Source organism: Mesorhizobium sp. WSM4815, assembly GCF_055811575.1.
Window position 1 is genome coordinate 51719 of record NZ_JBVVQS010000073.1, and the last position, 14803, is coordinate 66521.

At 61.7% G+C, this 14803-nt stretch carries 15 protein-coding genes; 7 read left to right on the plus strand and 8 right to left on the minus strand.

Features of this window, described 5'->3' with window-relative positions:
- Positions 1 to 70: 70 nt before the first annotated feature.
- Together AC0L2B_RS03270 and AC0L2B_RS03275 are read right to left on the minus strand one after the other, a co-directional pair.
- The gene (locus tag AC0L2B_RS03270; RefSeq protein WP_473744151.1) at positions 71 to 1168 is read right to left on the minus strand and encodes a polyamine ABC transporter substrate-binding protein; all 1098 of its coding nucleotides are present in this window, start codon (positions 1166 to 1168) and stop codon (positions 71 to 73) included.
- Positions 1169 to 1525: 357 nt separating this feature from the next.
- Positions 1526 to 2476, minus strand: a complete 951-nt coding sequence (locus AC0L2B_RS03275; RefSeq protein WP_473744152.1) for a DMT family transporter — start codon at positions 2474 to 2476, stop codon at positions 1526 to 1528.
- A 254-nt stretch (positions 2477 to 2730) separates the two neighbouring features.
- Here AC0L2B_RS03275 and AC0L2B_RS03280 point away from each other — a divergent pair, with 254 nt between their 5' ends.
- The gene (locus AC0L2B_RS03280) at positions 2731 to 3522 is read left to right on the plus strand and encodes a class I SAM-dependent methyltransferase (protein WP_473744153.1); all 792 of its coding nucleotides are present in this window, start codon (positions 2731 to 2733) and stop codon (positions 3520 to 3522) included.
- A gap of 37 nt (positions 3523 to 3559) precedes the next feature.
- Here AC0L2B_RS03280 and AC0L2B_RS03285 read toward each other — a convergent pair whose 3' ends face one another.
- Positions 3560 to 5014, minus strand: coding sequence for a helix-turn-helix domain-containing protein (locus tag AC0L2B_RS03285; protein WP_473744155.1), 1455 nt, complete (start codon positions 5012 to 5014; stop codon positions 3560 to 3562).
- 245 nt (positions 5015 to 5259) lie between these two features.
- Here AC0L2B_RS03285 and aceA point away from each other — a divergent pair, with 245 nt between their 5' ends.
- The 4 genes from aceA to AC0L2B_RS03305 all read left to right on the plus strand — a co-directional run bounded on the left by aceA (position 5260) and on the right by AC0L2B_RS03305 (position 8189).
- Positions 5260 to 6549, plus strand: coding sequence for an isocitrate lyase (gene aceA, locus AC0L2B_RS03290; RefSeq protein ID WP_077379770.1), 1290 nt, complete (start codon positions 5260 to 5262; stop codon positions 6547 to 6549).
- A 65-nt stretch (positions 6550 to 6614) separates the two neighbouring features.
- A complete protein-coding gene (locus AC0L2B_RS03295; RefSeq protein WP_027156310.1) occupies positions 6615 to 6857 on the plus strand; it encodes an SMc00767 family acetate metabolism repressor in 243 nt (80 codons plus the stop codon).
- Between the two features lie 279 nt (positions 6858 to 7136).
- Entirely contained in the window at positions 7137 to 7550 is a 414-nt protein-coding gene (locus AC0L2B_RS03300; RefSeq protein ID WP_473744156.1) for a response regulator, read from the plus strand.
- Between the two features lie 195 nt (positions 7551 to 7745).
- Entirely contained in the window at positions 7746 to 8189 is a 444-nt protein-coding gene (locus AC0L2B_RS03305) for a Fur family transcriptional regulator (RefSeq protein ID WP_023800311.1), read from the plus strand.
- Between the two features lie 10 nt (positions 8190 to 8199).
- Here the strand turns inward: AC0L2B_RS03305 and AC0L2B_RS03310 are convergent, their stop codons facing one another.
- From AC0L2B_RS03310 to AC0L2B_RS03330, 5 genes are all read right to left on the minus strand, one after another.
- Positions 8200 to 9045: a metal ABC transporter permease gene (locus AC0L2B_RS03310; RefSeq protein WP_473744158.1), complete on the minus strand. Its 846-nt coding sequence runs from the start codon at positions 9043 to 9045 to the stop codon at positions 8200 to 8202.
- Positions 9042 to 9899 (minus strand): iron/manganese ABC transporter permease subunit SitC, encoded by an 858-nt coding sequence (sitC, locus tag AC0L2B_RS03315; protein ID WP_128247871.1) that lies wholly within the window; start codon positions 9897 to 9899, stop codon positions 9042 to 9044. The genes AC0L2B_RS03310 and sitC overlap by 4 nt, the downstream gene beginning before the upstream one ends.
- The gene (locus AC0L2B_RS03320) at positions 9896 to 10801 is read right to left on the minus strand and encodes a manganese/iron ABC transporter ATP-binding protein (protein ID WP_027156305.1); all 906 of its coding nucleotides are present in this window, start codon (positions 10799 to 10801) and stop codon (positions 9896 to 9898) included. The genes sitC and AC0L2B_RS03320 overlap by 4 nt, the downstream gene beginning before the upstream one ends.
- A complete protein-coding gene (locus AC0L2B_RS03325) occupies positions 10798 to 11718 on the minus strand; it encodes a metal ABC transporter substrate-binding protein (RefSeq protein ID WP_473744159.1) in 921 nt (306 codons plus the stop codon). Before AC0L2B_RS03325 ends, AC0L2B_RS03320 begins: the two co-directional genes overlap by 4 nt.
- A 279-nt stretch (positions 11719 to 11997) precedes the next feature.
- Positions 11998 to 12711 carry an HAD family hydrolase gene (locus tag AC0L2B_RS03330; protein ID WP_473744161.1) on the minus strand — a complete coding sequence of 238 codons (714 nt, stop codon included), beginning with the start codon at positions 12709 to 12711 and terminating at the stop codon, positions 11998 to 12000.
- 148 nt (positions 12712 to 12859) lie between these two features.
- Here AC0L2B_RS03330 and AC0L2B_RS03335 point away from each other — a divergent pair, with 148 nt between their 5' ends.
- Positions 12860 to 14296, plus strand: a complete 1437-nt coding sequence (locus AC0L2B_RS03335) for a glutamine synthetase family protein (protein ID WP_473744162.1) — start codon at positions 12860 to 12862, stop codon at positions 14294 to 14296.
- 53 nt (positions 14297 to 14349) lie between these two features.
- On the plus strand, positions 14350 to 14715 hold the full coding sequence (locus AC0L2B_RS03340; protein ID WP_473524100.1) for a four helix bundle protein: 366 nt from the start codon (positions 14350 to 14352) through the stop codon (positions 14713 to 14715).
- Positions 14716 to 14803 lie beyond the last annotated feature (88 nt).

Below are 14803 nucleotides of genomic sequence, written 5' to 3' on the forward strand. Positions count from 1 at the left end.
ACTCCGTCCTCGCGTTCTATCCCCAGAAGACTTGACCCCGGCAGCACCTGCCGGGGTCGCTGATTGTCGCTTACTGCCCGGTGACGATCCTGGTCCAGGTGCGGGTGACGACGCGCTGGGTCTTGGAATCGTAAGGGGTGATGGTGAACAGTTTCGCCAGCGTCGCCTCGTCCGGGTAGATCGCCGGATCCTCGAGTATCTCCTTGTCGATGAACTGCTGCGACGCCTTGTTGCCATTGGCGTAGAAGACGAAATTGCTCGCCTTGGCGATGACTTCCGGCTTCATTATGTAGTTCAGGAATTCATGCGCCTCGGCGACATGCGGCGCGTCGGCCGGGATCGCCATCTGGTCGAACCACATTTCGGCGCCTTCCTTCGGCACGGAATAGGCGATCTCAACGCCCTGGTTTGCTTCCGTCGCACGGTCGCGCGCCTGGAACACGTCGCCCGACCAGCCAACGGCCAGGCAGATGTCGCCATTGGCCAGCGCATTGATATATTCCGACGAGTGGAACTTGCGGATGTAAGGCCTGATCTTCAGCATCACTTCTTCGGCCTTGGCGAAATCGTCCGGCGATGTGGTCTCGGGATCGATGCCCAGATATTTGAAGGCGTTCGGCAGGATGTCGCTCGGAGAATCGAGGACATAGACGCCGCAATCCTTCAGCTTGGCCAGCTTTTCCGGGTTGAAGAACACGTCCCAGCTGTCGATCTTGTCGGTGCCGAGCGCTTCCTGCACTTTCTTGACGTTATAGCCGAGGCCGACCGTGCCCCACATGTAGTTGATCGAATATTCGTTGCCGGGATCGTACTTGGTCGTGCGCTCCGAAACGACGTCCCACATGTTGGAAATGTTGGGCAGCTTCGACTTGTCGAGCTTCTGGAACACCCCTGCCTGGATCTGGCGTGCGAGGAAATTGGCGGTCGGTACGACAACGTCGTAGCCGCTGCCGCCGGCAAGCAGTTTCGTCTCAAGCAGCTCGTTGGAATCGAAGGTGTCGTAGGTAACCTTGATGCCCGTTTCCTTGGTGAAGTCGTCGATGATCGAGCTGTCGATGTAATCCGACCAGTTATAGACGTTGACGACGCGCTCCTGGGCATGAGCGCCGAGGGTGAAAAGCGCCAGAAATGCCGAGGTCGCCGAAAGCCGGAATGCTTTGCGGATCATGCGTCTCTCCTTTGATGAGTGTTCCATCGCCAGCTCGTCGCGGGGCTGCGCGGCTGGGCGTTTGCTTCAGATTATTGGGCTTTCCGACAAGCGACAAGCGCGAACCGCCAACACGACAGCGGTTCGATGCGCAACGGCCGAGCCCCCCGTTTCCATGTCGTGATCCAGGTGGCATTCCGGCGCCGTCAAAGGCTCTCGCCACGGCGCGGGCAGCGATACGACGATGTTGTCCGGTCTCGGTCGGGCCGGAGGGGAGACTTGGCAAGATGAGCCTGTCTTGTTGTTGCCGTATTGACAGCCTGCCCGCGCGGCTGCGCCATTGTCAATGGCTCATCTCGCTTTGGCGCGTGCGCTGCATCAATTAGGCGGCGGCATACCGGTGACACCCGGCCGCACCGGCCGCGTCTGACGCTTGAATTCGAGCCCGATATGGACGAGCAGCGCCGTGACCACGACCGTTCCGCCAAGGATGGTGCGTCCGGACGGCACCTCGGAATGGATGAGCCAGACCCAGATCGGGCCGAGGATCGGCTCGAAAGTACCGAGCAGTGCTGCGACTGCAGCCGGGACGAGCCGGGCACCGGTGGCGAAGAAGGCAAGGCCGAGACCGAGATTGACCACCCCGAATGCAAACAGGAAACCCATGTCGCTGCTGGAAACGCCGAATTGCGATGCCTGCGACGCCGCGAATGCGGCGGCAATCATCGTGCCGAGGCAGGTCGCCGGCGTCATGCGCACATGGGCAAAGCGTCGCGTGATGACCGTGGCGATCGAAAACATCACGGCGATAAGCAGCGCCAGGCCGTCACCGATGGGCGACACCGCGCCATCGAGCGATTCCGATACCATGATGGCAACGCCGGCAATGACGGCGGCAATCGCCACCCAGGTCGCCAAGGCTACCCGTTCGCGAAACAGCACCCAGGCAAACAGCGCCGCCAGGAGCGGCACGCCGGCCTGCATCAAAAGGATGTTGGCGACAGTGGTGTAGGCAAGCGCCACGACGAATGAGGTCGATGCGGTGGCGAAGCAGAACGCCACGGCAAGGCCGGGCAGGCCCATGCCGCGGAACAACCTCACCGTGCCGTGCCAGCCGTCGCGCCAGACCATGAAGCAGATGAGGAAGGCGGCGGCCCAGACCGAGCGCCAGAACACCACCGTCCAGCTGTCTCCGGCGTCGATGAAACGGGCGATGGCGCCACCGAAACTCCACATCAGCGCCGACAGGAAAATCAGCAGGAAGCCGACACGCTCGTCACGCGGCGAGACGACAGGCGAAACGGCTAACGGTGATGATGTATCGGTCATGATGGCGACTGTCGGCGATTTCGAGGCAGCACGATGCATAGCAAACGACAGAAACGTGCATTAATCGCGTAACGCAAAGACGAAGACCGGGCGTGATCCAGCACCGTGTTCCGTTTGGCGCACTGACTCGCGCACAGATGAGGCAAGACGGGTCGTGCGGAGCTGGCAGGGATAGTTTACGATGCGAGGCTGGACGCTGCTGCGCGACAAGAGACGTCCCGTGACGAAGTAAATTGTATTTTGGGGCGACCCTAATGGATGAGCCATTCTACAAGACAGCGGCGATTGGCTATGACGAGCTGTTCGCTCGCGCAACGAACTCGTTCATTCCATCGTTGCTGAAGGCAGCGCAAATTGCGCCTGCCCATCGGGTGCTCGATGTCGCAACGGGTACAGGAGCAGCAGCGCAAGCTGCAGCGATCGTGGTAGGCTCATCCGGCTCTGTGATTGCCGGCGATATCTCGCCAGCCATGCTCGAAACAGCCAAACGCAATTTGAAGAACCAGCCAATCACCCTCGCAACGTTTGACGCTCACGCGCTCCCTTACGAGGATTGTCGGTTCGATGCGGTGATCTGTCAGCTTGGGCTCATGTTTTTTTCCGACCCGCTTGGAGCGCTTTCGGAGTTTCGTCGGGTTCTGCGCCCCAACGGCTGGACTGCGGTTAGCGTGACGACGACGCCGGAGCGCTCGCTGTTCGCCAGAATAGGCGCGGTAATCGCCCGTTGCGCACCTGAAAAAGCTGAAAAGCTAAATCGCTTCTTCTCCATCCCTGACGCGACATGCTTGCATTCCTTGCTCCACCGCGCCGGGTTTCAAGAGATTTATGTCCAGCTTGAAACTCGGCCCATCAAATTCTCATCTTTCGACGATTATTTCAGCGGAATTACCAAAGGAGCAACATTGAGCGGTCAGGAGTATGTCCAGCTTCCTCCAGACATGCAGGTCACAGTGCGCGAGGAAGTCTGGCGCGGGCTGGCTTCGCCGAGCGTTGGAGAGCCGCTGACGATTGAGATGGACGTTCTGATAGGCAGCGGTGGGCGATAGAACGCGCAGCGCAATTTGATGGAAACGCTGTGCCCGGTTACTGAAAATCGAAGGCGCTTAATCCGGTCACCATTTCGTCGAGACCGAGCGGGCGTGTCACCGGCGGCTCGGCGCGGGCGAGGCAGCCGATGCGTTCGCACAGCCGGCAAGCCGGGCCAACCGGCGTGGCCGGACTTGTGCCCTGTCCGGCTTTTCCGGCCGCAGCGGCAGCCGGCCCCGGCAGTGCCGCGCCATAGACGATCTCGTCACGAAAGCCGATGTCGCAGCCGAGCAGAAGCGCGGTACGGCGCGGGCGCTCCGCAAACGAGCCTTGCGGCCCCTCAAGCGTGCGGGCGACGCAGAGGAATTCGGCGCCGTCGGGCATTTCCACCGCCTCGACGAAGATCTGGCCGGGCTGGGTAAAGGCGGCATGCACGGGAAGCTTTGGACAGCCGCCGCCGAAGCGGCTCTGCGGAAAACCCTGGCTGCCAGCCTTGCGGAAGCGGTTGCCGGCATTGTCGACCTCGAGCATGAAGAAGGGCACGCCCGGCGTGCCCGGCCGCTGCAGCGTGGTCAACCGGTTCGCCGCCTGCTCGAAGGAGACGCCGAAGCGCGAGCGCAGCACGTCGATGTCGTAACGCGCGCGTGTGGCGGCTGCGTGAAAGGATTGATAGGGCATCATCAGAGCGTGGGCAGCGTAGCGGCCAAGCTCGAAGCGGGCGAGCCGGCGGGCCTCATCGGTGCTCAGCTTCAGCGCCTGGATCTCGCTTGCCACGGCGACCGTCATGCGGATTAGGCAGGCCTCCATCGCCACCTCGCGCAACTGGTCGAACGGCGACAGGCGCTCGGACAGGAACAGACGCTGCGAATGGCGGTCGTAGCGGCGGCGCCAGTTCGGCATGGTGGCGACCGGCAGCACCTTGACGACAATGCCGTATTCGCGCTTCAGCCAGGCCTTCAGCGCACCGAGCAGGTCGTCGCCGGGATCGAGCACCGAAATGAATGCCTCGGCCTCCTCTTCCAGCGCGCCAAAATGGTTCGGACGGCGCTCGAAAATCTCGTGCACCTCGTCGATCGGCAAGCGGGCGCCGGACAGCGCCGTCGCTTTGCCCTCACGCGCCAGGAGTTCGTTGAGGTCGGAAAGTCGCTCGGCCTGCTCGCGATAAGCGCGAAACAGTTTTATCACCGCGGCGGAAGCGTTGGGCGCCGCCTCGGCAAGCTCGATCAGCTCCTGGTCACCAGGCAATTCGCCGACCAGCAGCGGATCTGAAAACACTTCCTTAAGGGCGGTGACCGACCCCCTCGCCTCGCCCTGCAATTCATGCGGGTCGACCTTGTAGACAGATGCCAGCTTGAGGATCAGCTGGACCGTCAGCGGCCGCTGGTTGCGCTCGATGAGATTGAGGTAGGACGGCGAGATGCCGAGCCCTTCGGCCATCGCCGTCTGGGTCAGGCCCTTGGCGCTGCGGATGCGGCGGATGCGCGGCCCGGCGAAGATTTTTTGATCGGCCACTCGGCTGTCCTTGACAGAATTTACATGACTCCCGCGCGGCGCTGCCATGCCGGCCTTTTACAATCATGACAGATTTACAGCGCCTAACTGTCAAACGCAACACAGGTTTTCCCTTATTTTCCAGCCAACCCTCTGGTTTTCCTCGCCTGGCCCGCGCCAAAATGTAAATGCTGTCATACCGAAACGGCGCAGAAATTTTCATGAGGCGGCGTTTTTATCCCAACAACGATCTGTCGGAGCGACCAATGACTGATTTTTACAACCTCGTCCCCTCAGCGCCGGAAGGCCGCTTCGACGGCATCGAGCGGCCCTACTCGCCGGACGATGTGAAGCGGCTGCGCGGTTCGGTCCAGATCCGGCAGAGCCTCGCCGAAATGGGCGCCAACCGGCTCTGGAAGCTCATCCACGAAGAGGATTTCGTCAACGCGCTCGGCGCCATGTCGGGCAACCAGGCGATGCAGCAGGTCCGGGCCGGGCTGAAGGCGATCTACCTGTCCGGATGGCAGGTCGCGGCCGACGCCAACACCGCATCCGCCATGTATCCGGACCAGTCGCTTTATCCCGCCAATGCGGCGCCCGAACTGGTCAAGCGCATCAACCGCACCCTGCAGCGCGCCGACCAGATCGAGACCTCCGAAGGCAAGGGGCTTTCGGTCGACACCTGGTTCGCGCCCGTTGTCGCCGATGCGGAAGCCGGCTTCGGCGGACCGCTCAACGCCTTCGAGATCATGAAGGCCTTCATCGAGGCGGGTGCCGCCGGCGTCCACTACGAGGACCAACTGGCGTCGGAGAAGAAGTGCGGCCATCTCGGCGGCAAGGTGCTGATCCCGACCGCCGCACACATCCGCAACCTCAACGCCGCGCGGCTTGCCGCCGACGTCATGGGCACGCCGACGCTGGTCGTCGCGCGCACCGACGCGGAAGCGGCAAAGCTGCTCACCTCCGACATCGACGAGCGCGACCAGCCCTTCGTCGACTATGGCGCCGGCCGTACGGTGGAGGGCTTCTATCAAGTCAGGAATGGCATCGAGCCCTGCATCGCACGGGCCGTCGCCTACGCGCCCCACGCCGACCTGATCTGGTGCGAAACCTCCAAGCCCGATCTGGCGCAGGCCAAAAAGTTCGCCGAGGGCGTGCACAGGCACCATCCCGGCAAGCTTCTCGCCTATAATTGCTCGCCGTCGTTCAACTGGAAGAAGAACCTCGACGATGCCACCATCGCCAGGTTCCAGAAGGAACTCGGCGCCATGGGCTACAAGTTCCAGTTCATCACGCTGGCCGGTTTTCACCAGCTCAATTTCGGCATGTTCGAACTCGCCCGCGGCTACAAGGCGCGTCAGATGGCGGCTTATTCCGAACTGCAGGAGGCTGAATTCGCGGCGGAAGCCCACGGCTACACCGCGACCAAGCACCAGCGCGAAGTCGGCACCGGCTATTTCGACGCCGTGTCGATGGCGATCACCGGTGGCCGGTCTTCGACCACGGCCATGCATGAATCGACCGAGCACGCCCAGTTCAAACCGGCGGCGGAATAGCACGAACGCAACAAAATAGAGGCAACGCCCCAAAAAGGGGTAAAAAATACGCAAGGAGAAGACCAATGGCATCGATAAGCCGCGTCAAGGAACGGGCCGAAGAACAGGCCACCACGATGACCGTCGACCAGCAGGCGACCATCCGCATGCTGGCCAACGACCTGCACAGGCTCAACCAGTCGGTGATGAAGGCGGTCGAGGCCGGTGTGTCGGTGGAACTCGTGCGCTCGGCACGACACCATGGCGGCGACGGCAACTGGGGCGACCTGCTGATCCCGGTCATCGTCACGCAGCGGAGCGTCGGCTGATCGAAATCCGACGAAATCCTGCTGGCGGAGGCGGCATCACCTGCGCAGTTCTCTGCGCAGGTGATTTGCACTTGCACAACCAGTTTGCATGCATGGCCAGAAAAGAACTTGCTTTAAATTTTAACCTTTCTTGCGATGTTCTCGACGCCGGCCATTTCAGCTTGACATAGGCAGCGATCTCACGGCAATTGTTTCCAAAGTACAACCCTGCATTGAAACTAGCGAGTGCCCGCCCTGCTCATGCACCCCTTGAATCGCACTGTGAACCAGTTGAGTTTGATGAGCCGGAATGTGGACCCCGAAATGCTCACCGACTTCACCCGCGTGCTCGTCGTCGGAAAATCGCCGGTCAACCGGGTGGTGGTTTCGAAAATCGTCGAACGGTCCGGGCTCAAAGCGATCTCGGAATCGCCCGAAACGGCGGCAACGACGCTGCGCTCGCTCATTCCCGGAGCTGTCGTTCTCGATGGCGGAGCCGACAACAAGGACTGCGACGCACTGATGTCGCGTATCGACGCGCTGCGGCGCATCTCGGGCAGGTCGCGTCCCTCGGTGATCCTGCTCTCGACCAAAAGCGGCACACCGGAGAGCCTCGGCCTGTCGAGCGTCGTCGATGCGGTGGTCGTCAAGCCGATCACGACCGAACGGCTGCAGCCGGTGATCGACCATTTGATCGGGCTCGGGCGCAGGTAGCCGGCGTCCTATCCGGCTCCTCCCTCGCTTCTTGCGATCGGATCTGGATATCTTGTGTCAGTGTGTGGCCGCCTGACAGCGAACCCAGTCCGATGTCCTTTTGCAATTGCGACGCATCTGGGATAGCACCTTCGAACAAATCCGCAGGCATGTTCCGACTTGGCGACATGGCTGTCGATATTGGCGGATCATGACATGTCCTCAGAACAGACCATCGCCGCGCTTTGCAGGGAACTCGGACTGCGCATCACCGGTCCGCGCCGCGTCATCATGCGCGTTCTATCCGAATCCAGCGACCATCCGGATGTGGTGGAACTCCATCGCCGTGTTGTCGCCATCGAGCCGACGATCGCGCTCGCCACTGTCTATCGCACCGTCAGCCTTCTGCGCGAAAAGGGCATTCTGGAGCGGCACACCTTTGGCGATCGGCGCGCCAGATACGAAACCGTCCCCCGCGAGCATCACGATCATCTCATCAACATCGAGACGGGAGATGTCATCGAGTTCCAGTCGGCGGAGATCGAGCGGCTCCAGGAGGAAATCGCTCGACAGCACGGATTCACGATCATCAGCCACAGACTGGAGATCTACGTGAAGCCGATCCAGAAACAGCGTCGCTCTCGTCAAACCAGAGAATGACCGCCAGTTTCTAGCCCTCCTCGCCGAGCTCCATTCGGCCCGCTTTGAGTGTGGTGACGACGAAGGCAGCGATGAAGGCGGCAGACAGCATGAGAACGATGGTCGGCGCCGGTGCGCTGTCGATGAAGAAGGACAGATAGACGCCTAGGAACGATGCGGCGACCGCAGTCGCCACCGACAGGATCAGCATGGCGCTGAACTTCCTTGTCAGCAGGAAGGCGATGGCGCCAGGCGCGATCAGCATGGCGATGGCCATGATAATGCCGACCGCCTTCAGCGCGCCGACGATGGTGAGCGAGATCAGGCAAAGCAGGCCGTAATGGAGCAGGTTGACCCGAAGACCAACCGCGCGAGCCTGAGCCGGGTCGAAGGCGTGCAGCAGGAAGTCGCGCCACTTGATGCCGATGATGCCGGCCGTGATCGCAGCAATGAGCCCCGTTTCGACGATGTCGCGCAGGCCGATGCCCAGAACGTCGCCGAACAATATGTGGTCGAGATGCACGTCGGACTGAATTTTTACGTAGAGGACCAGGCCGAAGCCGAACATGCCGGAGAAGACGATACCCATTACCGTGTCCTGCTTGATGCGGCTGTTGTCCTTGAGGAAGCCGGTGGCGAGAGCGCAGACCATCCCGGCGGCGAAGGCGCCGATCGAATAGGGGAATCCGAGGATGTAAGCGATGACCACGCCGGGAAAGACGGCGTGGCTGATGGCGTCGCCCATCAGCGACCAGCCCTTGAGAACGAGAAAGCAGGAGAGCAGCGCCGTCGGCACGGCGACCAGCACCGAAGCAATCAGCGCATTGACCATGAAGCCGAACTGGAAGGGGGTAAGCAGTGTATCGAGGACGCTCACAGGCTGGCCTCCAAGGCCCGCGCCGAGCGGCGGCGGGCTGCCAGCATTCCATGCTTGGGAGCGAAGAAGAAGGCGGCGAGAAAGATCAGCGTCTGCAGCACGACGATGATGCCGCCGGTGGCGCCGTCGAGGAAATAGCTGGCATAGGCGCCGGTGAAACTCGTCGCCGCGCCGATGACGACCGCGATGACGAGCAGGCGCGGAAACCGGTCCGTCAGAAGATAGGCGGTCGCGCCGGGGGTCACCACCATGCAGATGACCAGGAAGGCACCGACGGTCTGAAGCGCGGCGACCGTGGAGGCCGATAGCAGCATGAAGAACATGATCTTGAGCGCGCTCGGGTTGAGGCCGATCGAGCGGGCATGGCTCTCGTCGAAGAAGACCACCATCAGATCCTTCCATTTCACCAGCAGGACGGCGAGCGAGACGAAGCCTATGATGGCGAGCTGAAGCGTGTCTTCCGGAGTGATGGCCAGAATGTTGCCGAGCACGATCGTCTGGATATTCACCGAGGTCGGCGACAGCGACACCATGAACAAGCCGAGGCCGAAGAAGGAGGAGAAGATCAGGCCGATGATGGCGTCTTCCTTCAGCTTGGTGCGCTGGTTGAGGAAGAGCATCGCCGCAGCGGCGAGCCCGCCGGAGAAGAAGGCGCCGATCGAGAAGGGAAGGCCCAGCATATAGGCGCCGGCGACGCCCGGCACGATCGAATGCGAGAGCGCGTCACCGATCAGCGACCAGCCTTTCAGCATCAGATAGCAGGACAGGAAGGCGCAGACACCTCCGACCAGGGCGGACACCCACATGGCATTGAGCATATATTCGTAGCCGAACGGCTCGAGCAGGACACTCATTCGTCCGGTTCCCGCATCTTGTGCTGCATGGCTCCGTTCTCTCCGTAGAAGACCAGTGGCCGCTCGTCGTCGGTGATGACGGCAAGGCGGCGCCTGTCGTCGTCCTCATGCAGCCCGGCGCCGCCCAGCACGAAATGACGCAAGACGCCGCCGAAAGCCTTTTCCAGGTTCGCCTGCGTGAAGGTCTGGCCTGTCGGCCCGTAGGCAAGGACCGTGTTCCGGAGCAGCACGGCACGGTCGCAGAACTCCGGCACGCTACCCAGATTATGCGTCGAGACCAGCATCACCCGGCCTTCGTCCCGGAGCGCGCGCAGCAGTTCGATGATAGCGTCCTCGGTCCTGACGTCGACGCCAGTGAAGGGCTCGTCGAGCAGGATGACGCGCCCATCCTGCGCCAGCGCCCGAGCGAGAAAGACGCGCTTCTTCTGCCCGCCCGAAAGCTCGCCGATCTGGCGCTTGCGGAAATCGCTCATGCCGACACGCGCAAGCGCTGATGTAACCGCCTCGCGATCAGCAGCCTTCGGAATGCGCATCATGCCCATATGGCCGTAACGCCCCATCATGACGACGTCCTCGACCAGTACTGGAAAGTCCCAGTCGACCTCCTCGGCCTGCGGCACATAGGCGACGACGTTCTTCCTCAGCGCGGCCGCGGCCGGCCGTCCGAGAACAAGAATCTCTCCCTTTGCCAGCCGCACGAAGCCCATGATGGCTTTGAACAGCGTCGACTTGCCCGAGCCGTTGACACCGACAAGTGCCGTGATCGTGCCTGTCGGAATTTCAAAGCTCGCATCGCGCAGCGCCGTGAGGCCGTTGCGGTAGGTGACGGTCGCGCCGCGCACGGCGAGACCGCCTCCCGCATCCTCGGACGCGGCGGCAAGAGGCGGAACGGCTTCGTTCATTGCGACAGCCCTGCGGCGAGGCCTTTCTGAATTGTATCCGATGTCACACGCAGCAGGTCGATATAGGTCGGCACCGGGCCGTTCGCCTCGCTGAGGGAATCGACGTAGAGCACGCCACCGTAATGAACCCCCGTCTCGCGCGCGACCTGCCGGGCCGGCTTGTCCGACACGGTGCTTTCACTGAAGACGGCGACGATCTTGTTGTCCCTGACGGCGTCGATCACCTTGCGAACCTGCTGCGGGGTGCCTTGCTGGTCAGCGTTGATCGGCCACAAATAAAGCTCCTTCAGCGCGAAATCGCGTGCGAGGTAGGAGAAAGCGCCTTCGCTCGACACCAGCCAGCGCCTGTCCTGCGGGATCGAGGCAAGCTTATCGCGGATCGGCGCGACGGCCGCCTCTATCTTTGCCTTGTAGGCTTCTGCATTGGCCTTGTAGGTCTTGGCATGCGCCGGATCGTGCTCGACGAAGGCGTCGCGGATGTTGTCGACGTAGATCAGCGCGTTTGTCGGCGACATCCAGGCATGCGGATTCGGTTTGCCGTTATAGGGCCCCTCGGCGATGCTCATCGGTTGGACGCCCTCGGAGATGATGGCGCCGGGCACGTCGCTGAGGTTCTGGAAGAATTTTTCGAACCAGAGTTCGAGGTTGAGTCCGTTCCACAGAATGAGCTGTGCGCCCTGCGCCCGCTGAATGTCGCCCGGCGTCGGCGCGTAATTGTGGATCTCCGCCCCCGGCTTGGTGATCGATTCCACGATCGCTGCGTCGCCCGCCACGTTCTTCGCGATGTCGGCGATGACGGTGAAGGTGGTCACGGCCTTGAATTTTTCCTGCGCTTTCGCTGGGCTTGAAGCCACTGCCGCAGCGAAAACCGCAGCTATCAACCCGACGGCAACCCATCGCCCGTATCTCTCGATCATTAAAATCTCCTGTCGCGATTTGCTCGCATGGGCGCGGGCGCTGTGACGCCGCGCTTGTCGCATATTCTGCAATTGCGACTGATTTGCAAGTAGAAAACGATTTTACGGCATCGATTGTACAAGAGCCGCGCGTTGGAGGGGGCCGCGATGGAGGGCCGCGCGATGGAGGGTCAGCGACAGCGCGGCTCTTTGGCGGAGCCGACAACAAGGATGGCGACGCGCAATGTCCGGCATCGATACGCCTGCCGCGCACGTCCGGTCCGACGCCGAGACATGCGATCAGCCGGCTTTCCCGATGCTTTCGACCAGCCGGGGCAATTCCGAGAGATCGGCTATCTGGCGGAAGCGAGGCGCGGTGACCGGCGGCCCGACATGTTCCAGCGCCCAGGTCAGTTCATGCGGCACGTGGATGCCCCAACTGCCGGCCTCGATGGCCGGCACCACGTCCGACTTGAGCGAATTGCCGACCATCATGCTTTTTTCGGCGCCATCACCGTGGCGGCTGAAGATGCTGGTATAAGTGGCGGGGCTCTTGTCGCTGACGATCTCGACGGCATCGAACAGGTCACCGAGGCCCGATTGCGCCAGCTTGCGTTCCTGATCGAAAAGGTCGCCCTTGGTGATCAGCACCAGGCGATAGGCATCCGCCAGTTTTTCAACGGTTTCGCGCGCATGAGGCAGCGCCTCGATCGGATGGCCAAGCATCTCGCGGCCCGCGGCGAGAATTTCGGCGATGACCGAGGCCGGCGCGCGGCCCTCGGTAATCTCGATCGCCGTTTCGATCATCGACAGGGTAAACCCCTTGATGCCGAAGCCGTAAACGGCGAGGTTGCGCTTCTCGGCCTCCAGCAATCTTGCCGAGATGTGCTCCTCCTCGGCATGATCGGCGAGCAGCGCGGCAAAGCGCTTTTCGGTGATGCGGAAGAACTGCTCGTTCTGCCAGAGCGTGTCGTCGGCATCGAAGCCGATCGTGGTCAATTCATGGTTCCGCATTCGACGTCTTCAAACGAGGTCATTGAACTTGCGTCGAACCTAGCCTGCTTGGGGCGATTTTCAACTGGCGGCGAAGGCAGGGCCGGCTCCCCTTCCCTTCCATCACCGGCCCCGGCTATACTCCCAAATCCGCAACCCAATCTGGTGAATGATGCCGCCTGCAAAAAAGGAAGTCCGTCCGTCGAGCCGCGGAGGACGTATCCGCACGCCTGCCTTCGTGAAAAATCAACGTGGTGTGAAAAACTGGAAGGAAGTCGGCGCCTGGCTGGCGTGGCGCGGCATCGAGGATATCGAATGCATCACGCCCGACCAGGCCGGCGTTGCGCGCGGCAAGATGATGCCGTCGAAGAAATTCACCTCCAACACCTCGCTGGCGCTGCCTTCGGCGGTGTTCATGACGACGATCTCCGGCGGCTACCCCGAGAACGGCAACGGCTTCAACTATCCGGAAGACGACGGCGACCTCAAGCTGATGCCGGACCTTTCGACGCTGACCGTGGTGCCGTGGGAAGAGGACCCGACGGCGGCGGTCATCTGCGACCTCGTCCACCAGGACGGCCGCTCGGTCGAGTTCACGCCGCGCAACGTGCTGAAGCGTGTGCTTGCCGCTTACGACAAGCGCGGGCTGAAGCCGGTGGTGGCGCCCGAGATCGAGTTCTACCTGGTGCGCAAGAATCCCGATCCGGACTACCCGCTGACCCCGCCGGTCGGGCGTTCGGGACGGGCGATCGGCGGTGGCGCCGGCTATTCGATCGCCGGCGTCAACGAGTTCGACGAACTGATCGACGACATCTACCATTTCTCCGAAAGCCAGGGCCTGGAGATCGACACGCTGATCCACGAGGAAGGCGCCGGCCAGCTCGAGATCAATCTGCGCCACGGCGACCCGATCGAACTGGCCGATCAGGTGTTCATGTTCAAGCGCACCATCCGCGAGGCGGCGCTGAAGCATGAGATCTATGCCACCTTCATGGCCAAGCCGATCCAGGGGCAGCCGGGCTCGGCCATGCATATCCACCAATCGATCATCGACAAGAAGACCGGCAGAAACGTCTTTTCTGCCGAGGACGGCTCGGAAACCGAAGCCTTCTTCCATTTCCTCGGCGGCATGCAGAAACATGTGCCGAACGCGCTGGTGATGTTTGCGCCCTACGTCAATTCCTATCGCCGGCTGACGCAGTCGGCTTCGGCGCCGGTCAACAACAAATGGGGCTACGACAACCGCACCACCGCCTTCCGCGTCCCGCGCTCCGACCCTGCAGCCAGGCGAGTCGAGAACCGCATCCCCTCCTCCGACGCCAATCCCTATCTGGCGATGGCCGCATCGCTCGCCTGCGGGCTGATCGGCATGACCAACAAGATCAGGGCCGAACCGCCGGTTCTCACCACCGCCAACGCGGCCGAGATCGACCTGCCGCGCAGCTTGCTCGAGGCGGTCGACCTGTTCGAAGCCGACGAGGAACTCTGCGCGCTGCTCGGCAAGTCGTTCGCCGCCACCTATGCGGCGATCAAGCGGGCGGAATTCGAGACCTTCATGGAAGTGATCAGCCCGTGGGAGCGGGAGTATCTGTTGTTGAATGTTTAGGGGAGTAGGGCAGTACGGCAGTAGGGGAGTAGGGCAGTAGGGGGCGGCACGTAATGGCGAAAATCGAGTCCTACAGGGATCTGATCGTCTGGCAGCAGGCAATGGACCTGGCAGTATCCATCTATGAAGTGACACGAGCTTGGCCGAAAGACGAGATCTATGGAATGACAGGTCAGGTGCGTCGGGCAGCTACCTCAGTGCCTGCCAACATCGCTGAGGGTTACGGCCGAGAGAGTCGAGCTTCCTATCAGCAATTTCTCAGGATCGCCCAAGGATCACTCAAAGAATTGGAGACGCATCTTATGATTGCGCACCGTGTCGGAATCGCCTCGCACGAGGCGGTCGAATCTTTGATGAATCGCAGCGAGAGCGTAGGGACGCTACTGCGCCTTCTGATCCGCAAATTGTCACCTGAATAGCTCCTACTGCCCCACTGCCCTACTGCCCTACTGCCCTACTGCCCTACTGCCCTACTGCCCTACTGCCCTACTGCCCTACTGCCCTACT